Annotated in this window: 23 protein-coding genes and 1 pseudogene; 13 read left to right on the forward strand and 11 right to left on the reverse strand. The window is 42.5% G+C overall.

Annotation, left to right across the window (positions count from 1 at the left end; translation table 11 throughout):
* The first annotated feature begins 411 nt into the window (after positions 1–411).
* Positions 412–1,821, forward strand: a complete 1,410-nt coding sequence (locus tag V7K49_RS21135) for a sugar transferase (protein WP_335207269.1) — start codon at positions 412–414, stop codon at positions 1,819–1,821.
* Positions 1,818–2,822 carry a UDP-glucose 4-epimerase GalE gene (galE, locus tag V7K49_RS21140; protein ID WP_335207271.1) on the forward strand — a complete coding sequence of 335 codons (1,005 nt, stop codon included), beginning with the start codon at positions 1,818–1,820 and terminating at the stop codon, positions 2,820–2,822. The genes V7K49_RS21135 and galE overlap by 4 nt, the downstream gene beginning before the upstream one ends.
* 156 nt (positions 2,823–2,978) lie before the next feature.
* Here the strand turns inward: galE and def are convergent, their stop codons facing one another.
* The 3 genes from def to V7K49_RS21155 all read right to left on the reverse strand — a co-directional run bounded on the left by def (position 2,979) and on the right by V7K49_RS21155 (position 4,958).
* Entirely contained in the window at positions 2,979–3,509 is a 531-nt protein-coding gene (gene def, locus V7K49_RS21145; RefSeq protein ID WP_334871935.1) for a peptide deformylase, read from the reverse strand.
* Entirely contained in the window at positions 3,506–3,628 is a 123-nt protein-coding gene (locus tag V7K49_RS21150) for a hypothetical protein (protein WP_335207273.1), read from the reverse strand. The genes def and V7K49_RS21150 overlap by 4 nt, the downstream gene beginning before the upstream one ends.
* 88 nt (positions 3,629–3,716) lie before the next feature.
* The gene (locus tag V7K49_RS21155; protein ID WP_335207275.1) at positions 3,717–4,958 is read right to left on the reverse strand and encodes an HhoA/HhoB/HtrA family serine endopeptidase; all 1,242 of its coding nucleotides are present in this window, start codon (positions 4,956–4,958) and stop codon (positions 3,717–3,719) included.
* A gap of 154 nt (positions 4,959–5,112) precedes the next feature.
* On the opposite strand from V7K49_RS21155, the gene dnaA reads away from it, so the two are divergent.
* Entirely contained in the window at positions 5,113–6,495 is a 1,383-nt protein-coding gene (gene dnaA / locus V7K49_RS21160) for a chromosomal replication initiator protein DnaA (protein WP_335207277.1), read from the forward strand.
* 500 nt (positions 6,496–6,995) lie between these two features.
* Here the strand turns inward: dnaA and V7K49_RS21165 are convergent.
* A pseudogene (locus tag V7K49_RS21165) lies at positions 6,996–7,115 on the reverse strand (diversity-generating retroelement protein Avd); the annotation flags it as partial.
* Positions 7,116–7,222: 107 nt separating this feature from the next.
* Positions 7,223–8,035, reverse strand: coding sequence for a formylglycine-generating enzyme family protein (locus V7K49_RS21170; RefSeq protein WP_442948684.1), 813 nt, complete (start codon positions 8,033–8,035; stop codon positions 7,223–7,225).
* Positions 8,036–8,534: 499 nt separating this feature from the next.
* On the opposite strand from V7K49_RS21170, the gene V7K49_RS21175 reads away from it, so the two are divergent.
* The gene (locus V7K49_RS21175) at positions 8,535–8,798 is read left to right on the forward strand and encodes a hypothetical protein (protein ID WP_335207279.1); all 264 of its coding nucleotides are present in this window, start codon (positions 8,535–8,537) and stop codon (positions 8,796–8,798) included.
* 48 nt (positions 8,799–8,846) lie between these two features.
* Here V7K49_RS21175 and V7K49_RS21180 read toward each other — a convergent pair whose 3' ends face one another.
* From V7K49_RS21180 to V7K49_RS21195, 4 genes are all read right to left on the reverse strand, one after another.
* The gene (locus tag V7K49_RS21180; protein WP_335207281.1) at positions 8,847–10,391 is read right to left on the reverse strand and encodes a DnaB-like helicase N-terminal domain-containing protein; all 1,545 of its coding nucleotides are present in this window, start codon (positions 10,389–10,391) and stop codon (positions 8,847–8,849) included.
* A 195-nt stretch (positions 10,392–10,586) separates the two neighbouring features.
* Complete coding sequence (locus V7K49_RS21185) at positions 10,587–10,754, reverse strand: hypothetical protein (RefSeq protein WP_335207283.1); 168 nt, start codon at positions 10,752–10,754, stop codon at positions 10,587–10,589.
* Between the two features lie 7 nt (positions 10,755–10,761).
* Positions 10,762–11,004, reverse strand: coding sequence for a hypothetical protein (locus tag V7K49_RS21190; protein ID WP_335207284.1), 243 nt, complete (start codon positions 11,002–11,004; stop codon positions 10,762–10,764).
* Between the two features lie 6 nt (positions 11,005–11,010).
* Positions 11,011–11,250 carry a hypothetical protein gene (locus tag V7K49_RS21195; RefSeq protein WP_335207285.1) on the reverse strand — a complete coding sequence of 80 codons (240 nt, stop codon included), beginning with the start codon at positions 11,248–11,250 and terminating at the stop codon, positions 11,011–11,013.
* 96 nt (positions 11,251–11,346) lie between these two features.
* Here V7K49_RS21195 and V7K49_RS21200 point away from each other — a divergent pair, with 96 nt between their 5' ends.
* Positions 11,347–11,691: a KGK domain-containing protein gene (locus tag V7K49_RS21200; RefSeq protein WP_335207287.1), complete on the forward strand. Its 345-nt coding sequence runs from the start codon at positions 11,347–11,349 to the stop codon at positions 11,689–11,691.
* An 80-nt stretch (positions 11,692–11,771) separates the two neighbouring features.
* Here the strand turns inward: V7K49_RS21200 and V7K49_RS21205 are convergent, their stop codons facing one another.
* Together V7K49_RS21205 and V7K49_RS21210 are read right to left on the reverse strand one after the other, a co-directional pair.
* The gene (locus V7K49_RS21205; protein ID WP_335207289.1) at positions 11,772–12,101 is read right to left on the reverse strand and encodes a hypothetical protein; all 330 of its coding nucleotides are present in this window, start codon (positions 12,099–12,101) and stop codon (positions 11,772–11,774) included.
* A 112-nt stretch (positions 12,102–12,213) separates the two neighbouring features.
* A complete protein-coding gene (locus V7K49_RS21210) occupies positions 12,214–12,420 on the reverse strand; it encodes a hypothetical protein (protein WP_335207291.1) in 207 nt (68 codons plus the stop codon).
* 33 nt (positions 12,421–12,453) lie between these two features.
* Here V7K49_RS21210 and V7K49_RS21215 point away from each other — a divergent pair, with 33 nt between their 5' ends.
* From V7K49_RS21215 to V7K49_RS21250, 8 genes are read left to right on the forward strand one after another with little or no spacing between them, the layout of a single operon-like run.
* Positions 12,454–12,756, forward strand: a complete 303-nt coding sequence (locus V7K49_RS21215) for a hypothetical protein (protein WP_335207292.1) — start codon at positions 12,454–12,456, stop codon at positions 12,754–12,756.
* Entirely contained in the window at positions 12,731–13,195 is a 465-nt protein-coding gene (locus tag V7K49_RS21220) for a hypothetical protein (RefSeq protein WP_335207293.1), read from the forward strand. Before V7K49_RS21215 ends, V7K49_RS21220 begins: the two co-directional genes overlap by 26 nt.
* Positions 13,185–13,439, forward strand: coding sequence for a hypothetical protein (locus tag V7K49_RS21225; RefSeq protein ID WP_335207295.1), 255 nt, complete (start codon positions 13,185–13,187; stop codon positions 13,437–13,439). Before V7K49_RS21220 ends, V7K49_RS21225 begins: the two co-directional genes overlap by 11 nt.
* Positions 13,440–13,448: 9 nt before the next feature.
* On the forward strand, positions 13,449–13,961 hold the full coding sequence (locus V7K49_RS21230; protein WP_335207296.1) for a hypothetical protein: 513 nt from the start codon (positions 13,449–13,451) through the stop codon (positions 13,959–13,961).
* Positions 13,962–14,234: a hypothetical protein gene (locus V7K49_RS21235; RefSeq protein WP_335207297.1), complete on the forward strand. Its 273-nt coding sequence runs from the start codon at positions 13,962–13,964 to the stop codon at positions 14,232–14,234.
* Positions 14,216–14,758, forward strand: a complete 543-nt coding sequence (locus V7K49_RS21240) for a hypothetical protein (RefSeq protein WP_335207298.1) — start codon at positions 14,216–14,218, stop codon at positions 14,756–14,758. Before V7K49_RS21235 ends, V7K49_RS21240 begins: the two co-directional genes overlap by 19 nt.
* A complete protein-coding gene (locus V7K49_RS21245) occupies positions 14,748–15,233 on the forward strand; it encodes a hypothetical protein (RefSeq protein WP_335207300.1) in 486 nt (161 codons plus the stop codon). Before V7K49_RS21240 ends, V7K49_RS21245 begins: the two co-directional genes overlap by 11 nt.
* A 2-nt stretch (positions 15,234–15,235) precedes the next feature.
* Positions 15,236–15,994 carry a site-specific integrase gene (locus V7K49_RS21250; RefSeq protein ID WP_335207301.1) on the forward strand — a complete coding sequence of 253 codons (759 nt, stop codon included), beginning with the start codon at positions 15,236–15,238 and terminating at the stop codon, positions 15,992–15,994.
* Positions 15,995–16,051 lie beyond the last annotated feature (57 nt).

Consider the following 16,051-nt stretch of genomic DNA (forward strand, 5'->3'; position numbering starts at 1 on the left):
CCCCCCTTTCCAAGGTTTTTACAGCAAGGTTTAGCGGAATTGAATTATCATCTGATTTTATGTCTCTCCAGATGTATAGAGCTTTTTCAAAAATCAAATACTATTTGTATATAAATTCAAATATTTACGTAATTTCTACATGGTTGGATAGCTAAAATAAGGATTAAAAATAAAGGGCTAATAAAGATATTGTAAAACACACAAGATGGCTTTTTTGATTAAGCTCACGAAACTTGGTTTTTTAGTAAAGCCAGGCTTTTGTTTTCGAGTGCTTATCATTTAGTTTGCTGACGGGTTTGAAATATTTTTAACTATTTAAATCTCACATTAAAATTTCAGGCTAATTATTGCTTGCGTCCAATTTTGTTATATCTATGCTGTAATTTTTCTGATTTTTACTAATCTCTGCAAATGACTATTACTCTTGCTATTGGCAAAAAAACCAAGAAATTTTCTCAGACAGATAATCTCCTCTGTGTATTACTGTTATTAGGGGATATAGTGGGTTTATTGTTGAGTTTGTCTCTCTCTTTATGGTTACAATTGAATCAAAATCTAAATAGTTTTGACCCTTTAATTTATTTATTTTTTTTCCTAGTTTTTACAGGGCTGTATTTAGCAGATACTTACCATCCAGATACCCAAATAGCAGGGTTACGCGCTCCATTCCGCATTTTGATTAGTAATGTTGTTGTTGGTAGCATTATTGCAGCTCTTATTTACTTTACTGGTGTTTGGGGGAAAGATTTGGTCTTGAAACGAGGAATTTTGCTCCCTAGTCTAGGCATATTTACCATCTGGGCTATGGCATCAAGAATATGGGCAGCCAAGTGGGTGCGATCGCAAGAGCAACACAGCCGTTGGCTAATTTTAGGTGCAGGTAAAAAAGCCATTTTATTTAGCAAAACTTTTCTAGAACACAGTTCATTAGGGCGCTTGGTTGTTTTAGCAACAGCAGAGCCAAACACCAATGAGTTAGCAAAAAGTAATCGAGTTTTTGTGGGGAGCCTCAATGACTTACCCCAATGGAGTCAACAACCTTGGTCAGGGGTAATAGTAACAACCCCAATGGAATTATCTGGTGCAGAGATACAGCAGTTGATGCAGTTACGTTTATCTGGTGTCTCCATCTACGGGATTCCCGATATTTGTGAAACCTTGTGGCACAAACTTCCCTCATTTCTGCTTCAGGATAACTGGCTGGCTTTTGGTGCTGGTTTTAATTTAGCGGGTGACAGCATTAGTCAAAAGCTCAAGCGGTTATTAGACATTATTCTGGCATGGTCATTATTTGTGTTTTTATCTCCACTGATGTTGTTAGTAGTACTAGCAATTAAGTTAGATAGTCCAGGCCCAGTGTTATACACACAGATGCGAACTGGTTTGGAAGGAAAGCCCTTTAGAGTTTACAAATTTCGTTCCATGTATCAGGACGCCGAAAAACGGGGAGTGCAGTGGGCGAACGAACGAGATCCTCGGATTACTAGATTCGGACGCTGGTTACGCCTGACTAGAATCGATGAACTACCACAGATTTTAAACGTTCTCTGGGGAGAAATGAGCCTCATTGGCCCCCGTCCAGAACGGCCAGAATTTGATATCAAGCTGCGACAAGAAATTCCCTACTATGACTTACGTTATGTCATCAAACCCGGAATCACAGGCTGGGCGCAGATAATGTATCCCTACGGCGCATCAGTAGAAGATGCTTACGAGAAATTAGCTTACGACCTCTACTACATCAAAAATTATTCCCTAGCTTTGGATTTAGCGATCATCTTCAAAACCATTCGGGTAGTATTACTGGGTAAAGGCAGATGAATAAAAAAGTCTTAGTTACTGGTGGAGCAGGATACATTGGCTCGCACGTGGTTTGTAAGTTGGGCGAAGCAGGTTACGATGTTGTGGTCTATGACAATTGTTCTACGGGTTCAGCCCAAGCAGTATTGCATGGTGAGTTAATTATTGGTGATTTAAAAGATTTAGAATGTCTCTGTCAGGTATTTTGTCAGCATCAATTTACGGCAGTTTTACACTTTGCTGGCAGTCTGAACGTACCCGAATCTGTTTCTCGTCCCCTAGACTATTACGCTAACAATACTCGTAACACCCTGAATTTACTCCGTTGTTGCAGCAACATGGGTGTGAACCAAATTATCTTTTCCAGTACAGCAGCTGTTTATGGACAACCAGAAACGAGTCCTGTTACTGAATCTACACCAGCTGAACCTATTAACCCCTATGGGCGATCAAAACTTTCTTGTGAATGGCTGATTCGTGACTATGCAAAGGCTTCTGATTTACGTTACGTAATTTTACGATACTTTAATGTTGCTGGAGCAGAACCTGGTGGGCGATTGGGGCAGATGTCAAAAGGAGCATCTCATTTAATTCGAGTTACGTGTGATGCTGCACTCAAACGCAGACTAGGAGTAAAAATTTTTGGTACAGATTTTCCTACACCAGATGGAACGGCAATTAGAGACTACATTCATGTTGAAGACCTAGCAGCAGCACATTTAGATGCTTTAACCTATCTAGAACAAGGTAACGAAAGCCAAATTCTCAACTGTGGTTATGGACAAGGATACAGTGTCCGTCAAGTTATCGAACGGGTTAAGGTTATTTCTGGGGTAGATTTTCCGGTTATTGAAACAGAACGTCGCCCTGGTGATCCTGCTTGTGTGATCGCTGGTGCTAATAAAATCTCTAAATTACTGGGTTGGCAACCAAAATATAATGACTTAGATCAAATTGTGTACACTACCCTAGCTTGGGAAATGCACCAGAAAGATTTGATGGTGACATCCTCTACATACTGATTCGGAGTAACGAATCAGTGTCAGTAAACCAAAAAGTTTTTCCTGAAAGGCGATCGCTATTAAGCAAAAAGGAAGCATAAAATGTAATCTAGGAACATCTGCTTTGATGTTCTTAGTGATACATTCTGAGTCCAAGTGCTGTACTAGTCCCTTTTATTAATTGTTAACGACTCGTTGTTGATATTCCTGCTCAGTGATCATATCGAGAGTGTTCTCTATACGATCTACAAATACGATACCGTCGAGATGATCGGACTCGTGTTGAAAAATCCGAGCGATAAAATCGGTTAATTCTTGCTTTTGTAAGTTGCCTTGACAGTCAGTGTATTCCACTTCAATAGATTTATACCGAGAAACTAACCCTCTAATTCCTGGAACACTTAAACAACCTTCCCAATCTTTGACAACTTCAGTTGAATGAGCAATGATTTTGGGATTAATCATGGCAGTAGGTTGCATTTCCGGGGCATTGGGATACCTGGCATTAGGACGGGAAGCCACAATAAATAAACGATAGGATTGTGCTACTTGAGGCGCAGCAATCCCCACGCCGTTAGCCTTGGTAACAGTGGCGATTAAGTCTTCAATTAATTTTTGGATATGCTTATCTTGAATATTCTCAACCCAAGCAGCTTTTTGGCGCAATGTTGGATTGCCTAATTGAATTATTGGCGCTAATTCAGTCATGATAAAAACTCCTTTTGGTAATTGGGCATTGGGCATTGGGCACTTGTACTGAGCATTTCGGCTTCGCTCGATGGAGCCGACGTCGTTGGCGTAGCCTCTCGTAGAGTTGTATTGGGCATTAGTTATTCTCTCCCACTCAGCACTCCTAACTCCTAACTCCTAACTCTTAACTCCTAACTCCTAACTCTTAACTCCTAACTCCTAACATCATCCTTCACGTCTCACGGGCAAAGGAGCAGGTTGAACCCCTACTTGGACAATTTGCCCATTGCGTTCCACTTCTATTGGTAACTTAGTACCGATTTTGCTCTTTTCTACTAGCTTTTGTACTTCTTCAATTTTAGTAACAGGCTGGTTATTAATGCTTTTAATCACATCACCAACTCGTAGTCCAGCCACAGATGCAGGCGATCGCGGCACAATCTCAACCAGTAAAACGCCGTCATCTGTTGTAATATTTAAGCGATCGCCTACTACATTTTTTATTCTTTCTTTATTTTCTGGTGTCAATGTCACCATCTGAACACCCAAATAAGGATGATCGACTTTGCCTTTAGCAATTAATTCTTGGGCAATTTTTTGCACAGTGTTGATGGGAATAGCAAATCCTAAGCCTTGAGCGCCTCGAATAATAGCTGTGTTCATCGCAATTACCTGGCCACGAGCATTTAACAATGGGCCACCGGAGTTACCAGGATTAATCGCAGCATCCGTTTGGATGTAATCAACCCGCTTGTCACTAGCACCGATATCACTACCAGAGCGACCTGTAGCACTAATAATCCCAGAAGTGACGGTATTATTCAAGCCTAAAGGGTTACCGATAGCTATTACTGCTTCTCCTGGTTGTAAGGCATCGGAGTTACCCACAGATAGAGTTGGCAGATTATTAGCGTCAATTTTGATCGTAGCCACATCTGTTACTGGGTCTTCACCCAAAACTTTCCCGTTAAAAGTCCGGCCATCTTTGAGTATGACAGTCACTCTATCAGCACCATCTACCACATGAGCATTGGTCACAATTTGACCAGAAGAATTAATGATAAATCCAGAGCCACTACCCTGCTCTACCCGTTGTCTAGGCTGTGGCGCTGCGTCTTTAAAAAACCGCCGGAAAAATGGATCGTTAAATTCGTCTGGTACGCGAGAAGTGATTGTTCGGGAAGAATCAATGCGAACTACCGCAGGCCCCACATTTTGCACTACTTTTACCACAAAATTAGGATCTCCAGACGACGAGAAAATCGGCGGGGGGACAATTAGTGGATTGGGTTCTATTGTTTTTTGGTCTTGAGTGTCGCTTTGTCGAGTCTCAAAGGTCTTGGTTGGTAGAAGAGAGCAGCTCCCCAAGAACACCACTACTACCCCATATGAGAGCATCCACAACCTGTGGCGAAAACCCCTGGTATAAATCTTTTTGGGCGCCAAATCATGGTTTGTTGTCTTCATGTGTCGTTGCTTCTCCGTATCAATCGGTGGTGTGCCTACCGGGTATGTCCCAAAATGATTACAACTTAAAAGCTTATTCTAGGTCTAGCGTGTCTCAATGCTAAATTGGTGCTTTATCTTCTATTGTGACGATTAGCAGCAAAGGTGGTGAATAATGGAAATTCCTATAGAAAGTCTGTGGAGTCAGGTACTAGAGCGCCTACAGCTTGAACTATCCCGACCCACCTTTGAAACTTGGATCAAAACTGCTAGTGCGGAGCGATTAGAAAATAATTGTTTGGTAATCCGTACTCCTAACCCATTTGCTCGTAATTGGTTACAGAAGTATTACATCAATACCATTGCTCATGTAGTACAAGATATTCTGGGTCATCCGGTGGGTATTTACATTACCGTTGCTCAAGGTGATGTAATTTCTCATTTTAGTGAACGAGAGATTTCTTGGGAATCACCAAATCCTAGCAGTATTTCTGAAGCTGTTCCGAATCATAACCAAAAAACTACTGAATTAAACTCAAAATATGTATTTTCGCGATTTGTAGTTGGTGCTAACAATCGGATGGCTCATGCTGCTTCTTTGGCAGTTGCGGAATCTCCAGGTAGGGAGTTTAATCCTTTATTTTTATGCGGTGGCGTAGGTTTAGGTAAAACTCACCTTATGCAGGCTATTGGTCATTATCGCTGGGAAATTTGTCCAGATTGTAAAATATTTTATGTTTCTACTGAGCAGTTTACTAATGATTTAATTACAGCGATTCGTAGGGATAGTATGCAAAGTTTTCGAGAACATTACCGAGCCGCTGATGTTTTATTAGTTGATGATATTCAGTTTCTTGAAGGGAAGGAATATACCCAAGAAGAATTTTTTTATACTTTTAATACTTTACATGAAGCTGGTAAACAAGTTGTCATTGCTTCCGATCGTCCTCCTAACCAGATTCCTAGCTTGCAAGAACGTCTTTGTTCTCGGTTTTCTATGGGGTTAATTGCAGATATCCAAAAGCCTGATTTAGAAACTAGAATGGCAATTTTGCAGAAAAAAGCCGAGGATGAAAATATTTGTCTTCCTCGGGACGTGATTGAATATATTGCTTCTAACTATACTTCTAATATTCGAGAATTAGAAGGAGCTTTAATTCGGGCGGTGGCTTATATTTCTATTTGGGGCTTACCGATGACGGTGGAAAATATTACACCAGTTTTAGAACCGCCTAACGAAAAAATGGCAGCTACCCCAGAAGCAATTTTAAAGGTTGTGGCGCATAATTTTGATGTTTCAATAGACGACCTCAAAGGTAACTCACGACGAAGAGAGATTAGCTGGGCGCGTCAAATAGGAATGTATCTAATGCGTCAACATACATCCCTGAGTTTGCCGAGAATTGGCGAGGAGTTTGGTGGTAAAGACCATACAACGGTAATCTATAGTTGCGATAAAATTACCCAACTCCACGAGAGCGATCGCACCTTAGCACAAACACTACGCCAACTGAGCGATCGCATCAATATGACTAGCCGTTCTCAAAAACCATCCTGAAGATAAATTTTAAGTTTTCCACAACCAGCGCTCCGATCATTAGCGTTAACGGCTAAATAATTAGTCGAAAATATTAAGTAACGTATAAAAATTGATTAAATTTAACTTAATTTGTGGAAAAAATCTTACTTTTTGTGGAAGATTCTGTGGAAAACTTGATATTTTGCTAATAAAACTTAATTAAGTATAATTACCTTGTGGAAAAGTAGCTGAGTTTTTCCACAAGTTTTCCACAAGGTAAACTTGCCTAATATCATATCCCATTGAACATTGTGACGATCGCACTTTCTATTAACTAACTGTGATCGCTGGACTGAGTAGATAAAAGTTTACAACCTAAAATTTTCACCAATGATTTAGACGAATATAGTGGTTCCCATTTAGATGCTGTACAACATTAGATCGAGAGGTGTAGGGGCATGGCATGCCGTGCCCCTACGGGTGTAACTCAACCGAAAACCGCTATACTATATCTATTTAATAGGTACACTTAAAGCTGATAGTTCTGTAATTATTCTATTTTCCAGCAAGAATTTATGATCTCTAGGCAGATGATTTAAAATTGGTACATACCACTTGATTAAATCGGATGTTTTCTGTACTATTGGTAAATCACTCATTCAAAAAATAGCTAAAAAAATTTGATCGCGCAGAGCGCGAGAAAAAGAAGAAAAGAAGGGTAAAGAAAAAAGACCAGAGTGCTAAAGGGTAAGAGTGTAAAGGGCTACTAAGTCCTGCCCCGAACCACCACAACCCGAAAAGCCACGCGGTTGTTCCGAGCGTCACGCGCGTTATAGCCGCGAAACGCCGAGCGACAATGCCCGGGAATGTAGTTCCACGAACCACCACGCAGCAGCCGATAATCATTATCACTCACCCAAGTGCTGCCGTCCGTTGGCGCTCCTTTATAATTTTCGTGCCAAGCATCCTGACACCATTTCCATATACTACCATGCATATCAAATAAACCAAAGGGATTTGGTGGAAATTTTCCAACATCTGTTGTTTGACCACGAGATTCACCTTTTGGGCCAGAATTATAGGTGTAGTTTCCGTGATAATTCGCTAAATCAGTCGTAATCGTCTCACCAAAATAAAATGGGGTAGTTGTTCCCGCACGACAGGCATATTCCCACTCTGCTTCACTAGGCAAGCGATAGGTTTTCCCAGTCTTGTTAGACAATCTGGCGCAAAACTCAATTGCATCATCCCAAGACACTTGTTCAACAGGTCGATTAGCGCCTTTGAAGTTGGATGGTTCGGGATTTAAATCAATATTTACCTTTTTCAGCGCAGCAACAATAGCCCATTGGCTTTGTGTAACTGGGAATTTACCCATAAAAAAGGGTTGAACGGTGACAGTGTGCTGTGGACTTTCAGAATCTTCTCGTTCTGGCTCATTCTCTGGCGAACCCATCAAGAATTGACCACCAGGAATTGCAAGCATTTCCAGAACTACGCCATTACCCAAATTTTCTGAGAAAAACTCAGCTCGTTTCCGACTGCGGTTGATTGGTTCTCCCTTAGCATTTACAGTCACCACCTCAAACTCAAAGTGGTTATTTTGATTTTGTTCTGGGGGTACAGGCGTTTGTTCTATGACTACAGTCGGTTTTTGCTGACCAATAATCCGTTCTTCTTTTGAGTAGCAATATTAAGTGCTGTCATTTGATGAAGAGATTTTTAATACTTACTCTCTCGTTGTATCCGGCTTCCAAATTTATGTAAATGTTCCACTTTTATGTAATACCGGAAGTGTTTGTACCGACTCCAAGTTTTGCTAGACCGGAGATCCAGAGATAATCCTGTTGTAAGCGTGGCGAAATATACCTGTTTTACCTTCTTGTGAGGTCAAACAGGAACTTGGTTTAATTTACACTGCATCCCTCATCCGCATTTATACTTGACAGCCCAGTGTAAATTTTTGTCAAGATATTCTGATTTCACTTAAGGCTGGACGCGATCGCACTTCAACTAGGCAATTGCATTTTTTATCCACTATCCTATGAACCAGAGTAGATAAACCCCTAAGGCATCTGATGACAACACCAGACTTTTTAGACAGATTAGTCAGCATTTTTCAAAGTGCGATCGCTTCCACCCAGGAAAACGCCCAATTGAAAGCCGAAAACGCCCAATTGAAGACAGCTAACATCGAGTTGACTCTCAAACTTGATGTAATCACTTCGTCTTTCAACGAGGATGAGCAAGAAAAAGCGACTACGGCAACGAAGTTAGCCGGATTAGAGCAACTTGTTACACAGTATGAATCAATATCCACGCCTGTTGCTGTTGCGGCTTAAAACCTCAAAAATATCAAAGCGATCGCGTTTTTGTTGTACCCTACATCCCTACATATCTTCAAATTCGCCAAGATGAGAAGTGATGACTGCATTTTTGGGAGTAAACCGGATATTTCGGTTTTTGCTGAAAAAGTCTAGGAGCGCGTCTTTGGCTGATTGTTCTGCGCCATTGAATCCTTGATCAGATTCTTCACCCAGGAAGGTAAATTGCAGGTCTTCTGGGTTGAACATCAAGCGATATTTTTTGCCACTGGAGCGCGATCGCGATTTGTTAATTTCTAAGATGCGGTCATAGGGTGTTCCAGTTTGGCTGTTGTCTTTGGTTAGCAGCCACACTTCTGAGACAGCATTTCTAATTGCGGTCGTCCCCCGCACTCCACCTTCACGGTTTGTGTGATGAATTATCAAAAAAGTGGTTTTGTACTGGGTTGCCAGTCCCGTCATTTGCAGTATGGGGCGGGCGTACTCCATCTGCGATTCTTGGTAAACAGAATATTTGTTGGCAGTCGAGAGGGAGTCCATTACCACGAAGTCTGGCTGAAATTCTTTTAAGTCTTGGATTAGTGCTGGCATGTTCTCGGCACTCCACCCAAAACGAGTTCTGACGTATTTACCAATGTCGGATTCAGAATACCCAAGAGCTTCTAGAGCTTGCATCATGTCACCTGGGCTTTCATCTCCCTGGTAGTAAAGGATTTTTCTTTTCTCGCCTGTGGCAATAAACTTTCCGAATTGAGTCCCCTGAATCATCGTTTTTGCAATTCCATAGGCGAGTTTGGTTTTACCAATTCCGCCATCTGCTGCTAACAAGATAGTGGTACTTTTTGGTACAAGACCATTGATTAACCACTCGCGAACTGTAGAACCTGCCAATTCTTTCACTTCTTCGTAAGTAAGTAATTTAGTACACTCAGCAGTGAGACTTTTTAGGTAGAGATGTTCGAGAAAGTTTATGGTTAATGAATGTTCTTTGCCTAGTTCATGCAGTTTAAAGAATCTGAACGATGGCTCGACCACTGTTGTATAAATGTTTGTTACTTCTTCTAGTAGGCGGTCATGTTTCCATCGCTGGTGTTCATCTTTTGTTGGCGCAAGTGGCGTATCAGTTATTGCTTTAATTCTGCTAGTAGTCGTCGCAAAAACATCTACTAAATCTTGACCTTCGTCGTAGGCTAAATTTATAGCTCTATTATGTTCCTTGATGAGTTCCCGGCGTTTATATTTTGTCATCACTTTGTCTGATAGACTATCAATGTTTAGAGCGCTGACGGTTCTATCAACAAGGGTAGCTAGTTTGGGTCGCCCACCAATCTTTTCTAGTATTTTATGGTCTGATAACCAGCTACTAACATGTAGTAAGTCTGTTGGTTGACCTTTTTTAAAAAGACTCAGACAAGCTCTGTAGATGTCTTGATGTGCGCCGATGAAAAAATGCTCTGCTCTTAATCTATCGCTGACTCGAATAAAAGCATCTGGATCAAGCAATATCCCACCTAATATCTCTTCTTCTGCTCCAATGTTGTGTGGTGGTAGCCTGTTGTTGTCAGGTTCAAAGCTTTGTTCTTCGGTGTATGAATAGGGGACTAATACCATTTTCTTGTCCCCCGATTAGATAGCTTTGAGTTGCTTGATATGGTAGAATATGGGAAAGTAACAGATATTCTACTGCCTAACCTTTCTAAGTATTTGTTCATTTTATTTATCTTTGTTTGATTCACCAATGTCTAAATTGGTGAGTTTTTTTTTTGCGTGTGACAAGTTGCTATTGAGACATTGTTGGCAATCTAATCAATCAGAGAGTTGCAGAAATAAGAGAAAATTGTCTAACTCCTCCTCGGTTAACAGGAGTCTTGATCGCTTGCCGTAATATTTGAGCAAATGCTCTCTACCCTGGTCAACTGTCCAGCCCAATCGCTGCATTTCGGCGTCTATTTGGCTCATCAAGTTGTCAGTCATAGGTTAGTCAAACTCCTGCATCGCGCCGGGCGATCGCCAAAATGTGGTTAGCCGCAGTCGCCAAAACCTCGGCTCTTTGTAAATGCTCAAGGCTCTCTATTTGGATGATGACTTCATCAGGGAGGTCAGACCCACTATCTTTTGCTATCTCAGAAACGGTGTCGCCAATTCGTCTCAGGCATTCGGCGAGAAGTCCGATTAGGTCTAGCAAGTAAGGTTCACAAAGGTCGATTAACAGGTTTTCACTCATTGGTCGTTAGGAGTTGAGCGATCGCACGGCGGTAAAGTCAACGTAATAGTCAGTGCCCATAAGAAATAGGGATGATGCCGCTGGGTTGGTGATTTGGAGTGTAATTTCACCGGCTGGTGTCGCTTTCCAGAAAGCCAGGTTTTCTTCACTGGGTGGGTTGGTGGTTACTGGGGTAAAGATAACTGTTGCTGTCTGGGTTTCGTGGTTGAGGATGTTCTGCTGGCAGGTGAATTTAGCTCTGATCATTGGCTTTATTCCTTGGTGGTCAGTGGGAAAACTTAGGGAAGGCGGATCGAGTTGGCGCTTGATCCGCCATGTTGTGTACTGAAAAGGAAAATCGAAATGAGCGGTTTTGAGTTAAAGGGCGATGATGTCGTGTCTACTGAAATGTATGCGTCGTCCAATTTTGGATTAGGTTCAACATTTAAAGTAAGTGAGTTGCTGCAAGGAGTCATAGATTGGGTGGCGGAGGCAGGAGTTAACTCTTATGTAAAGTGGTTCACGGTGGATGGAGTTAGCTGTCAGGTTTTGCGTACTGAAGGAGGGGGTTGGAAAGCTGGAAAACTTGTGTTTCGCCTTGAGTTCATCCCGGATGAGCCAAAAGCACCTAAGCAAAATCTTTCTACATCTGCCAGTGAGCCAGCATCCCCATTAGCTGATCTCCGATCGCAATTAGACACCCAATAGTCACAGATGCATCGCCTGCTGATAGCAGTAGGCGACATATCCATGAGAAAACCGTCCTAACCTTTGCAGGCAGGACGGTTTTATTCTGTATGATTTACGTTTACTTCTTTTAGCTCTCTGAGTTGATTTCTTAAAATCTCCGCTTGTTGTTCATGGTAAGCCAGCTGTTTTTCGGTTTCCTCAACTAGCTGGCTAATGATTTTCCCAGGTATTGTGTTGTTTGAGAATGATCTTGAGGTATAGGAATCTCTTTCGTCGCTATCTTCTCCAGAAGTTCTGAGCGGGAAAGCCCCATGCTCTGTGCCAACCTCTGAAAGAGATCCCACGCTTCGGGATTGACCTTTAGACTCACTCCCTTTGTCTCTCTGCCCGACCTTGGACGGCCTTTTCCTACCATTATTTATTTCCATTGGTTAACACCTCGATTATTGCATATCCAGAAATCCATTATTGACTAGTATATTTGGATATGCAGTATTGTAGATTAATGGATATCTATAAATCTATAATGTTCCCCAACGCCTACCCCTTTGCGTTGCAACCGGAACAAGTACCCGCGCCACCTTGCGCGGAAACACCCTGTACCTGATGCCCAATGACCGATGACTGATTACCAACTCCCAAGCCGACAGAGATAGCAGCCTGTAGCCTTAGTGCAAATGAAATATCTGCTGTGGAGTTGAGCAAATAAAAAAGGCGACCACTTTTTGCCAGCGATCGCCCTTCCATAAGTGAATTTAATATCTTAAGGAGATTTTACCAATGTCCAAGCCATTAGGCTACTACACAAGCTATACCCCAGGTGAAGACACACTCTTGGCATCATTGCAAGAGGAGTATGGTGCAACATTCGAGAAAATGACTCTTCGTGAAAAGCTGGTTATTCTCACTGCTTTGGCATCACACATGGGCTGTCAACTAGAAGGTGATTGCCGGGCTGAAATTTTTGCGATCGCAAAACAGATCACAGAACATCTGACCATCTCCGACCAGGCAGGAATCATGGAAGCGATTATTTCTCAAATTCGCTGGGGGCAGAATGCAGAACCTGTACACCACTCCTGAAGCGGCCAAAATAACTGACATCCCAGAAAGCACGATCCGTAGTTGGTTGCGCCGACATCCTGGGGTATTTCAGATTGATGCTCACGTTGCAATTGATGAACACGGGCAGAAACTCTGGACTGAGGCGGGAATTGAACTGTTGCATAGCCGCCGTGCAACGAAAAATGCAACTGAAGATGATGCAGAATTTGATGCAGAATCCGACGCACCCGATTTACTTGAATCGCTCCTAGAAGAAGATGCACAGCGACTAGCCCGTGAATACTGGCGACAGTTGCCAGGGCGAACGTTGCACCGCATTAAACAGATGCGGGACAATCCCACACCCGAAGACCGGGAAGTAGTCACACTTTCGGTTAATGCAGCGCTCAACGCTGGAACCGAGCATCTACTCTTACCGACCTATCAGCCGATGCTACTAGAGGGAGATGAAACATAAGTTACAGAAACCTGGTAGTAAAGTTGTGCCATTTACTGGGGAATTTTACCCAGTGACCGATCCAGAACCGATGCCAGCAGCGAATAACATCGCAGCTCATTTGGTAATCATCGTAGCTGCACTGGTTGCCGGTTTAAGCATGGGTGCAATCTCCACCTATCAAAGTGCAGATCAATTGCAACTGCGCCAGATGAAAGCCAATAGCCAACAGCTAGAGAAAGTCAAAAACCAAGTTTGTAGATAGGAGTCAACAATGGGAATCCTTGCCCGAATTACGAACGCTGCAAAATCCACCAAAAATAGTAATGAATCTTCACTTCCCACAGGGGGACATGGCATTGATAAAAATCGGGTGCTGTCTCCAACAGATCCAGAAGTAATTAACCCAGTGAACGCGGGAACTTGGGAGACCGTCAGAACTGCACCTGTAAATCATGCACCACGGTATTTCAACAAAGCTGAAGCTGATGCACTAAAGCGTGTTGCAGCCCAAAAAAGAGATGAAGCCCGCCAGGCGCGACGAGCTTACAAGTCCCTGAAAAAACTGGAAGAATCAGACGCACAGGTACACACTGCCCATCGTAGCTACATCAAGGGAGTCGCGGACAACGAACTCACTAAAAAACGCGCTGATGCATCAACCGCTAGACATCTGCACACGCTCAGACCTGAATATGCACGGCTAGGTTTTGGTCTAGACAAAGCTGAGGACAAAGCCGGGCAAAGGATTGAAGAATTGAAAGCCAAAATCAAGGGGCTTCGGTAAATGGCAAAGGCGGTACACCTGGGCGCTTGGTTTTTCCTGGGGTGTATCGCCTCTAGCTCTGTGGCTTGGCTAGGGGCGCTGCATCCAGCTTTATTCAGGGCGATGTGGGTTATTTATATTATGTCTATTGCTGGGTTAGTCCTTGCACTGCTAACAGATGATGCTATTCGTCCGTTTCTCAAGCTATCAGAACCAGATTATTATGCCTTGTTGATTGCGATCGCAGTTTCGATTGTTTTAGGAGGGCTTGTTGCATGGTTGATAGGTGGTTAAAAACCAACTGCTTGATAGCCAGTACAACAGCATTTTGGCTGACTGCACTAAGTCCAGTTCCTGCGATCGCAAAAGGTATTAGCTACAGTTTGGCGCTAGTGGCATCAGTGCAACTCGTGCAAGAATCTAAGCGGCTAATGATTCAGGATGCACGGCGCACCATCCTAGCAGCCATGAATCAAGAGCTAGAAGACGTTGAAATTGCACTGCACACCCAACAGCAGCAAGATGCATTGTACGAAATTTATGGCGACTTATCACCGACTTACCCGAAGGAAGTTAAGGAGGAGTTAACCACCAGCCTAGAACACTTATATAAAGAGCCGAGCGCGGATCGGAGTCAGGAAACTTCCACTTCCACTTCCAACGATAAAGCCTTCTATTTGGCTATTAAGTCGCTAATGTCAGTTAAAGGTAAAACCCATGTTATTGAGAAAATTCTAAAGCTAGGGGGTCGGAAGTGGGACGACGCGGAGCAGATGTTGCAACAGATTTTAGATGAGGGGGAGAAGAATGGATGGTAACGAAGTTTTAGCGTCTGCACTTGTGAAAATGGCAACATCTCCAGTCAAGGCAGATAGAGATGCAATCGCGCGACTTGAGCGCGAATGTAAAGATGAGCAACTAAAAGAATTAGCCGAAGGTTACATTCTCAATACATACGCGCCACCTGGGCTGACCGTTTACTTGTATGAGGAGCAAGACGACCCAGATGATGATACCACCTGCCACGCCTACTCTACAGAATGGCCCAAGCCAGACGAGGAATCACTTTCTAGTTGGACGATCGTAGACACGACTATTGAGTTAGTCACTGTAGAGGAACGTGATGACAAAGCTCATGAATGGACAGTTGTAGTTGAGGCGCTGCTGGTGACTACTGAGGACTACGAAGAAGAAGAGGAGGATGAAGACCCAGAGCCGCAAAATCACAGCATTTCTGTGTACATTATTTCTGACAGCAACGGTCAATTATATGTTGTCGATGCCGAGGAATAGCTATGGCAGTAACCGTAGACCCTAAAACGCAAAAACTAAATATTCGCTTTAGAGTTAATGGCTATAAAAAACAGTTCTATTTGGCTAGTGGACTTAACAATTTAGTCAAAAATAGAATTATTGTAGAATCTCGCTGGGAAGAAATACAGCGAGATATTGCATTAGGGCGTTTTGATTCCACACTAAAATCATATAAATTTGGAAATTATCAAAATGCTGTAGTCCAAACAGAGAAGTTATCTCTAGATAATCTATGGGATAAATTTTTAACTTTTCAAGCTCAACATCTAGAACGTTCAACACTAGAAAGTGATTACAAGCAAATCACTAAAATTATTGTGGAGTTATCAAGTCAATTATTTGAAGATGCTCCAACAATTCGAGATTGGCTATTAGCTAAATACAGTTACCATACAACACACAAAGCTCTTGCAGCTTTTTCTAGGTGCTGTAAATGGGGTATTGATTCGCGCTTAATCGACTTTAATCCTTTTGAGAAAATCCAGATACCAAGTCCCAAAAATTCCAGCATTGAGAATGAAGTGAAAGCCTACACGCTAGAACAGAGGGATTTAATCATCACAGCTTTTGAGTCTCACGCAAAATTTTCATATTACAGTAGCCTAATTAAATTTTTATTCTGGACTGGATGCCGACTCGGAGAAGCCTTTGCCCTGACGTGGGGCGATATCAGCCGCCAATGCACACGCATCTCTATCACAAAGGCTTACAGCACTTCCGGCTGTTATGAGGTACAGTAACAGCAATTAGCAAACCAGTTTCTTAAATGTTGAGGATTTATTAAGTCGAGTGCAACT

Source organism: Nostoc sp., from assembly GCF_036919675.1.
Classification (GTDB): Bacteria; Cyanobacteriota; Cyanobacteriia; order Cyanobacteriales; family Nostocaceae; genus Nostoc.